Raw genomic sequence first — 7,960 nt, 5'->3', positions numbered from 1 at the left:
CATGAGACTACGACGATTGATGGGTGTAGCCGATCAGATCGTAGCTTCTAGATTTAGTTCCATCGATTTAAGCAACAAAGCCGTAAAAGGATTCAAAATGGTAAAAGATAATGAAATAAGAATGATATTTAAGCTGTAAGGTGGGAGAGGCGGCGGGATAGCATTATTGATATTTCGCAAAGGTGTTTTTCTATTTTTTATTTTGATGTTTTAGGTAATTGTTGTATTCAATCATGGGTTAACGATAGTTATAAAACCAGATGTCTAATAAAACACAATAATCGTGTTTCAATTTTAATTGAGTGTAATGACTCATTATAAAATCATATGTTTCATTATTTGTTGATGAGTGGGTGATTGCATAATCAACGCTTAACTAATACTTTGGTCGTATTACATATTGATTAAGTTACAAAGCCACACTGTTAGCATTGGATGTTACCAGTAGTCGTTTTTGCGTCTTATTTGAGAGGCTTAAAAACAAGTATCTCATTCGAATAATTAGAACGATTGTTGTGAGTATTTATGCGAGCAGTGCTGGGAGTTCCCTTGCCCAAAATGGATAGAGATAAGGGACTTGATGCTTATCATCGTGAATATTGTTGATGAATTTTTTGAAGTAGGGATAACGAAAAAGAATAAAATTGGGTAGGGCTGCGTAGCTAAATGATGGCTTGGATGTTCGGCGTTGAATTTAGGCATAAAAAAACCCGCCCAAAGGCGGGTTATGGTGAAGCATTTGTTATTTACGCTAGCAGTTCTTTCGCTGTATCAACCACATTTTCAGTGGTGAAACCAAACATTTTGAATAGCTGGTCAGCAGGCGCAGATTCACCAAAGGAATGCATACCGATGATACGACCGTCAAAGCCAACATACTTGTACCAGAAGTCAGCGATGCCCGCTTCTACAGCAACACGTGCAGTCACGTCTGAAGGCAGAACAGATTCACGGTAAGCTGCGTCTTGCTTGTCGAATGTATCTGTAGAAGGCATAGAGACAACGCGCACGTTGTAACCTTGTGCAGACAGCGCTTTGCTCGCTTCGACAACCAATTCAACTTCTGAACCTGTTGCAATAAGAATAAGCTCTGGTTGGCCAACGCTATCCAAAAGAACATAACCGCCTTTTGAAATGTCAGTAACTTGATCGGCACTGCGATCTTGTTGTGCCAGGTTTTGACGCGAGAAGATCAGCGAGGTTGGGCCGTCTTTGCGCTCAATCGCCAGTTTCCAAGCAACTGCAGATTCAACTTGGTCACATGGACGCCATGTGCTCATGTTTGGCGTCAGACGTAGAGAGGCGATTTGCTCAACAGGCTGGTGCGTAGGACCGTCTTCACCCAGACCGATTGAATCATGGGTGTAAACTTGAATGTTCTGCACTTTCATCAGTGCAGCCATACGCATTGCATTACGTGCGTATTCCATGAACATCAGGAAGGTTGCGCCGTAAGGAACAAAACCACCGTGCAGCGCGATGCCGTTGATGATCGCCGTCATACCGAACTCACGCACACCGTAGTGAATGTAGTTACCTGATGCGTCATCTGCAGTCACCGCTTTTGAACCAGACCACATGGTCAGGTTTGACGGTGCAAGGTCAGCGGAGCCACCCATGAATTCTGGCAGCATCGCACCGAACGCTTCAAGCGCGTTTTGTGACGCTTTACGTGATGCAATGTTCGCAGGGTTTGCTTGCAGATCTGCAATGATTTGGCTTGCTTTCTCTTCCCATTCAGCTGGCAGGTCGCCGTTCAGACGACGCTTAAGCTCTGCTGCTTCTGCTGGGTAAGCCGCTGCGTATGCATCGAACTTGGTGTTCCAAAAAGCTTCTTTTGCTGCGCCCGCTTCTTTGGCATCCCATGCGCCGTAAACGTCTGCAGGGATTTCAAACGCTGGATGTTCCCAACCCAAGAACTCACGCGCTGCTTTGATTTCTTCTGCGCCCAGTGGTGCGCCGTGGCAATCGTGTGAACCCGCTTTGTTTGGTGAGCCGAAACCAATGATGGTTTTGGTACAAATCAAAGTAGGACGACCTGTTTCCGCTTTCGCCGCTTCAATCGCTGCGTTGATCGCGTTAGCGTCGTGACCGTCTACAGCAGGAATAACGTGCCAGCCGTAAGCTTCAAAACGCTTCGGCGTGTCGTCAGTGAACCAGCCTTCAACATGACCGTCGATAGAAATGCCGTTGTCATCCCAGAATGCAATCAATTTTCCCAGACCAAGGGTACCAGCCAGTGAGCACGCTTCGTGAGAGATACCTTCCATCAGACAACCGTCGCCTAAGAAGGCATAGGTGTTGTGGTCAACGATGTCGTGGCCTTCACGGTTGAATTGGGCGGCCAGTGCTTTTTCAGCTAACGCCATGCCCACTGCATTGGTGATGCCTTGACCCAGAGGGCCTGTGGTCGTTTCGATACCCGGTGCGTAGCCGTATTCTGGGTGGCCAGGGGTTTTCGAGTGCAGTTGACGGAAGTTTTTCAGGTCATCAATAGACAGTGCGTAGCCTGTCAGATGAAGAAGAGAGTAAATCAGCATAGAGCCGTGGCCGTTAGACAGCACGAAGCGGTCACGGTCAGCCCACTCTGGGTTTTGTGGGTTGTGGTTCAGGTGGTCACGCCACAGGACTTCGGCAATGTCTGCCATGCCCATAGGGGCACCTGGGTGGCCTGAATTGGCTTGTTGTACACCGTCCATGCTGAGAGCACGGATCGCATTGGCAAGAGTTTTACGTTCCATCTTGGGCTTACCTTGTTAAATCAGAGTTATTGGACCGGATTTTTCAGCCGGATCATATAAGAAATGAGAAAGCGGCAATAGTGCCGCTTTCAGAAAAGTGATTTGCGTTTAGAGACGCTCGCGGATCATGACTTCCAGCTTGCCTTGGTCGACCGCGAAGTTACGGATGCCATCAGCCAGCTTTTCAACCGCCATTGCGTCCAAATTGTGCTCCCACAGAAACTCAGCGTGAGACATTGGGGCAGGGCAATCTTTGATTTCTACGTCATCATGCAGCTTCTGAACAACGTCGCCTTTCGCATCGGACAGTTCTTGTAGCAGCTGAGGGCTGATAGTCAGGCGGTCACAACCGGCTAATTCAAGGATCTCACCAATGTTGCGGAAACTTGCGCCCATTACGACAGTGTTATAGCCGTGCTCTTTGTAGTACTTGTAAATAGCAGAGACGGAGATAACACCTGGATCTTCAGCGGGTTCAAAGTCACGGCCTTCTTGCGCTTTGTACCAGTCCATGATGCGGCCAACGAATGGAGAAATCAGGTAAACCCCCGCTTCTGCACAAGCACGCGCCTGAGCAAATGAGAACAACAGGGTCAGGTTACAGTTAATGCCTTCTTTTTCCAGTACCTCTGCGGCACGAATACCTTCCCATGTAGACGCCAGTTTGATCAGAATACGGTCATTGCTGATACCCGCTTCGTTGTACATGCTGATCAGCTTACGTGCTTTCGCGACGCTGTTTTCAAAATCGTACGATAGGCGTGCATCGACTTCTGTTGAAATTCGACCTGGAATGACTTTTAGAATTTCTTTACCAATGTTGACCGCAAGGCGATCGCCGGCGTCAGCTATTTGCAGTTCAACATCATCGCTTTTTGATTTCGCGTAGGCAATTGCATCGTCAATTAGCGGTGCGTATTCAGGGATTTGGGTAGCTTTAAGAATCAGAGAAGGGTTAGTGGTTGCATCTTGAGGTTGGTACTTTGCGATAGCATCGATATCGCCTGTGTCAGCAACAACAGTTGTGAGCTTGCGTAGTTGTTCAAGTTTAGTGCTCATCTTTATAACCTTTTGTCGAGTGTTTCACGTTGGTCGCGAGGCAACCTGATGCTGCTCCGACATCGGACTTTCTCATCGCCAATAACGTTACGGGCGTTGAACAAATGCGACATGCGTGAGCAAATGATATGGTTATGTTTGTGTTTTTCAGACATAAAGTCAACGGCTGGATCCAAGAAATTTTCTGTCGATCTCACCGCTGTTGACCATATTTACAAAATCTGTTGAACGCACGGAAAAGGGCATTTTGCTGTTACAAATGTTCAGCAGGTTAAACTATTGTTCAACATCCACCATGTTGAGCAAAGCCATCGCACAGCTTGCGCTGGTTGCAAGTACGTCAATGGTGCCTGTTTTAAGTGCACCCAAAATGGACAAGGCTTTTCGGCTTTCACTTGCCATTGCGATTACGTTTGGAATTCGTGATAAATCAATCATTTCCAATCCTACTACGCGGTCTCGCATTAACGTGTTAGCTCGGCGACCATCCAATTTAAAGAAGTCGAATCCTCCAATATCACCGACGATGCCGTCATTAATTCTCGCTTCTACAAATTCTTTTGCAGAAAAACAGCCGAGTTTCACCATGTGGCTGTTTTCATCCATATCGCCAATACCGACAAGCGCGAACTCGGCTTTACGCGCCTGACTGAGGGTTTCAGCAATATTAGGGTGCTGAATGAAAACATCTCTAATGGCGGGGGTGTTGACGTAAGCTGGGGCGTAAAGTGTCTCACTTGAACCACCAAATTTTTTCGCGAGACGGCGGCAGATGTGGTCGGCGTTGATAATGTCGCCGCTTCGGTGTGTACCACCAATCGCACAGACAAAGCGTGCATTTCGATGAGAAACAAGGCCAGGATGATCGGCGATAGCTGCGACGTTTTGGCCCTGCCCGACAGCAACAACCATACCGTCTTGCAAGCTACCATCTAAGAACGAAGAAACCAGTGTGGCGACTTGGGTGCGTTGCTCCTGAACACTTGGCTGGTCTAGCGCAATCAATGCACGTTTGAGGTTGAACCGTTCCATTAATCGCTGTTCCAACTGTGCGCTGTGCACGGGGTGGAACTTCACTGAAATTTCAACGATTCCTTCTTCACGAGCGCGTCTGAGTAGCCTGCTGACCTTTGCGCGGCTAATGCCAAATTTCTTTGAGATCTCTTCCTGCGTTGTGTTCTGCTGGTAATAGAGAATAGCGATTTCTGTCAATAGGTTAGTGTCGTCCAGTAAACTTTCAAAATTGCTGCTCAGGGTGCGTGTTGTCATTGATGTCTTCTCAAACGTTATCGTCGAGAACAGTTTACGGGCTTTGTTAAGAGTGAACAAATGTTTACTGCAAAAACATTTGTTCACGTGATGGTCGTGAAATAAGTATGAATATTTGGCGAATAAACATCCACACTGTTTGAAAAAATAGCCACCCGTAACTAAATTGATAAAGGGTGGGGGAGTGATGTTCCTGCTCGCTTTGTCTTTTCTAAGGGATGTTTTTTATTTGTATTGCATTAAAAAGGAGTTTTTTTGCAAATTTACGTGTTTTCGAGCACACAGGCTTTGTTCACGCGTCTTGTAAGAAGGCATGAGGTATGAGGAAAGTGATGTTGTTGCCTAACCGAACACTTTGGATGACTGCGGCAGTGCTGTTGGTACTGCTGTTTGGTTTAACGTCGGTACGTTTTTCATCGTTTTTTCCGGAGTTGTCTTCTCAGACTGACGGGCTAGACGCTGATTACAGCTATTTTGTGGACAACAGCAATAGCCACATTCTTTCCTATGTGCTCAATTCGGCCATTTTCCGTCACATTGATGATCCCTCTGAAATACCCTGGCACGTAGGTTATAAGTCCTATTGGATAAAAATGGACCTGCAAAATAAGGTCGAGCAGCATCGACACCAAGTGCTCTATTTTGATACCCCCCTTATCGATAGACTGGATATATATATGTATTCCGCTGATGACGTCCTGATGAATCAGTGGAAGCTCGGTGACAGTGAGCAACGCGGCTATGACGTTGGGGATATGCCTCCCGCGGTACATTTTCAAATTGATCCCAAAGAGAAGGTGACGATTTACCTCAAAGTGAGTTCAAGTGGGGTTCCAGTCATGCCTATCTGGCTATTGGATGAGCACAATTTTCATAAAGTCACTCAATTACTGCATTTCATTTGGGGTGGTTTTGTTTCTATTTTGGGCATTGTGGCGATTTATACATTCGCTGTATTTGTTTCACTAAAAGAAAGGGTCTACCTCGTTTACGCGCTCTATGTTGTAACGGCAATGGTCCAGCTGGGCGCACTGCATGGCTTCGGTACTTACCTCTTCCCCGCCACACTCCAAACTTTCTTTAGCAATAACATTGTTACGCTCACGTATGGGCTATTTATTCTCTCTTTGCTTTACGCGCATTTGTATTTTCGGGTTCATCAGTCTCAGAGCCTATTGAGACAAGTGGTGCATTATGGGCTGATGGTGTTAGGTGGCCTCATGCTCTTGTCATTCGTCTTACCTGAGCATATATCAGGTTCCTTTTTGATTGCTGTTCAGCCACTTTTTTATGGGCTGATTGGAACATTGGTATGGCGCAGATGGAAGCTCGGAAAAAACTGGGGACGAATGTTTGTTCTTTCTTGGGTGCCTTTGATTATTGCGGGTGTTTTCCCACCGTTATTGGTGACAGGAACGATAGAGTACACATTAATGAGTCGGTACGCCTTCATGATAGGCACCGTCCTGGCTGTTCTTTTTATGGCATTGGCGCTTGCCGAACGTGTTCGTCAGCAGCGCCAAGATTCAGTCTTTCAGCTCACACATGATTCGGTGTCGTTGCTCCCGAATCTGAATGTTTTAAACTTGGTTGTCGACAGGCTTGTAGAAAAGGCGACTCCGTTTACGCTTTGTTGTTTTCAGATAGACAGGTTTGAGAGCCTGTCTCCGTATATGTCTGCCGAGGAAAAAGCACACTTCATTAACGCTATTTGTGACCGTTTAACACATGCTCTGGACAGTGATGATGTTTATATCCTTGAACGAGGGTATAAAAAATTGCACAGGGTGGCTTGCTTAAAAGAGGGAAGCTTTGGCTTTATTGTTCTATCGACGAATACCGATGACGTTTCGTTGTTTGTTTCGAGTGTGATAGATGAAGTGGAAGGGTATGTTGAGCTAACAAGCTATAGCATCCGGGCGCAGGGTACGGTAGGGATGAGTCTGTTCCCGAAAGATGGGGGCCAGCCAGACGTTCTTATTAATAAGGCAGTGCAGGCGGTAACAGAAACGTCTCCAAATGAAAAGAGAGTGAATACGTACGATTGTCTGGATAATTTCAATCGTACACTCAATATGTCGCTTGTGGCAGACCTGAAAAAAGCCATTGAGAACGATGAGTTGGAACTCTTCCACCAACCACAGATCGACCTGCGTACTGGCACAATTCATGGGTCAGAAGTGCTCTTACGTTGGGAGCACCCCAAATATGGCCAGATATCACCGGAAGTGTTTGTAAAGCTGGCTGAAGAGGTAGGCCTGATTAATGAGCTGACGATGTGGGTCATGAAGCGGGCGTTTTTCCAACAAAGTAAACTCATCGACATGGGATTCAGTCGCCGACTTTCGATCAATGTCAGCGCATCGGACATTGCTATTCCTAACTTGGTAGACAGGATATGCGATCTTGCCAATAGCTATCGCGTTCCAACTGGCCTGTTGTCACTAGAACTGACTGAATCAACGTTGGTGTCTGATTACGATCGCCTGCATGAAGTGATCGAAAAACTCTCGCAGTTTGATATAGAAGTATCAATAGACGATTATGGGACGGGTTATTCGTCCCTCACTTACCTGTCTCAGCTCCAATTTACAGAGTTGAAAATTGACCGTGGCTTCATTCAGTCACTAACGAGCAGTCCTCGCCAGCAAAACATTGTCAGAGCAACAACTGAAATGGCGAAGTCTCTTGGCTTGATGGTGGTGGCTGAGGGCGTAGAAGATCTGGAAACGGTGTCTGTATTAAAAAGATACGGGGTCGATATAGCACAAGGCTACCACTATTCTCGCCCCCTTAGCTTCAGTCAGTATCTCATCTATTTAAAACGCACCTGCAGCCAAATGCCAGCACCTGTAAGCCGAACCCGCAGAGATTCTCAATCAGGCTAGCGC

The 7,960-nt window shown here is 46.5% G+C and carries 4 protein-coding genes; 1 reads left to right on the top strand and 3 read right to left on the bottom strand.

Translation table 11 applies throughout. The features are described 5' to 3' along the window. Positions 1 to 746: 746 nt before the first annotated feature. The 3 genes from tkt to B5D35_RS16545 form a co-directional block, all read right to left on the bottom strand. Entirely contained in the window at positions 747 to 2,741 is a 1,995-nt protein-coding gene (tkt, locus tag B5D35_RS16555; RefSeq protein ID WP_078753639.1) for a transketolase, read from the bottom strand. Positions 2,742 to 2,849: 108 nt separating this feature from the next. Next, positions 2,850 to 3,800: a transaldolase gene (gene tal, locus B5D35_RS16550; protein WP_078753638.1), complete on the bottom strand. Its 951-nt coding sequence runs from the start codon at positions 3,798 to 3,800 to the stop codon at positions 2,850 to 2,852. Between the two features lie 276 nt (positions 3,801 to 4,076). Continuing rightward, on the bottom strand, positions 4,077 to 5,069 hold the full coding sequence (locus tag B5D35_RS16545; protein WP_078753637.1) for a sugar-binding transcriptional regulator: 993 nt from the start codon (positions 5,067 to 5,069) through the stop codon (positions 4,077 to 4,079). A 320-nt stretch (positions 5,070 to 5,389) separates the two neighbouring features. On the opposite strand from B5D35_RS16545, the gene B5D35_RS16540 reads away from it, so the two are divergent. After that, a complete protein-coding gene (locus tag B5D35_RS16540) occupies positions 5,390 to 7,957 on the top strand; it encodes an EAL domain-containing protein (protein ID WP_078753636.1) in 2,568 nt (855 codons plus the stop codon). Positions 7,958 to 7,960: the final 3 nt, after the last annotated feature.

Source organism: Enterovibrio nigricans DSM 22720 (assembly GCF_900167155.1).
Taxonomy (GTDB): domain Bacteria; phylum Pseudomonadota; class Gammaproteobacteria; order Enterobacterales; family Vibrionaceae; genus Enterovibrio; species Enterovibrio nigricans.
The sequence above is the reverse complement of the archived record's forward strand: the minus strand, read 5'-3'. Positions and strand labels throughout refer to the sequence as shown.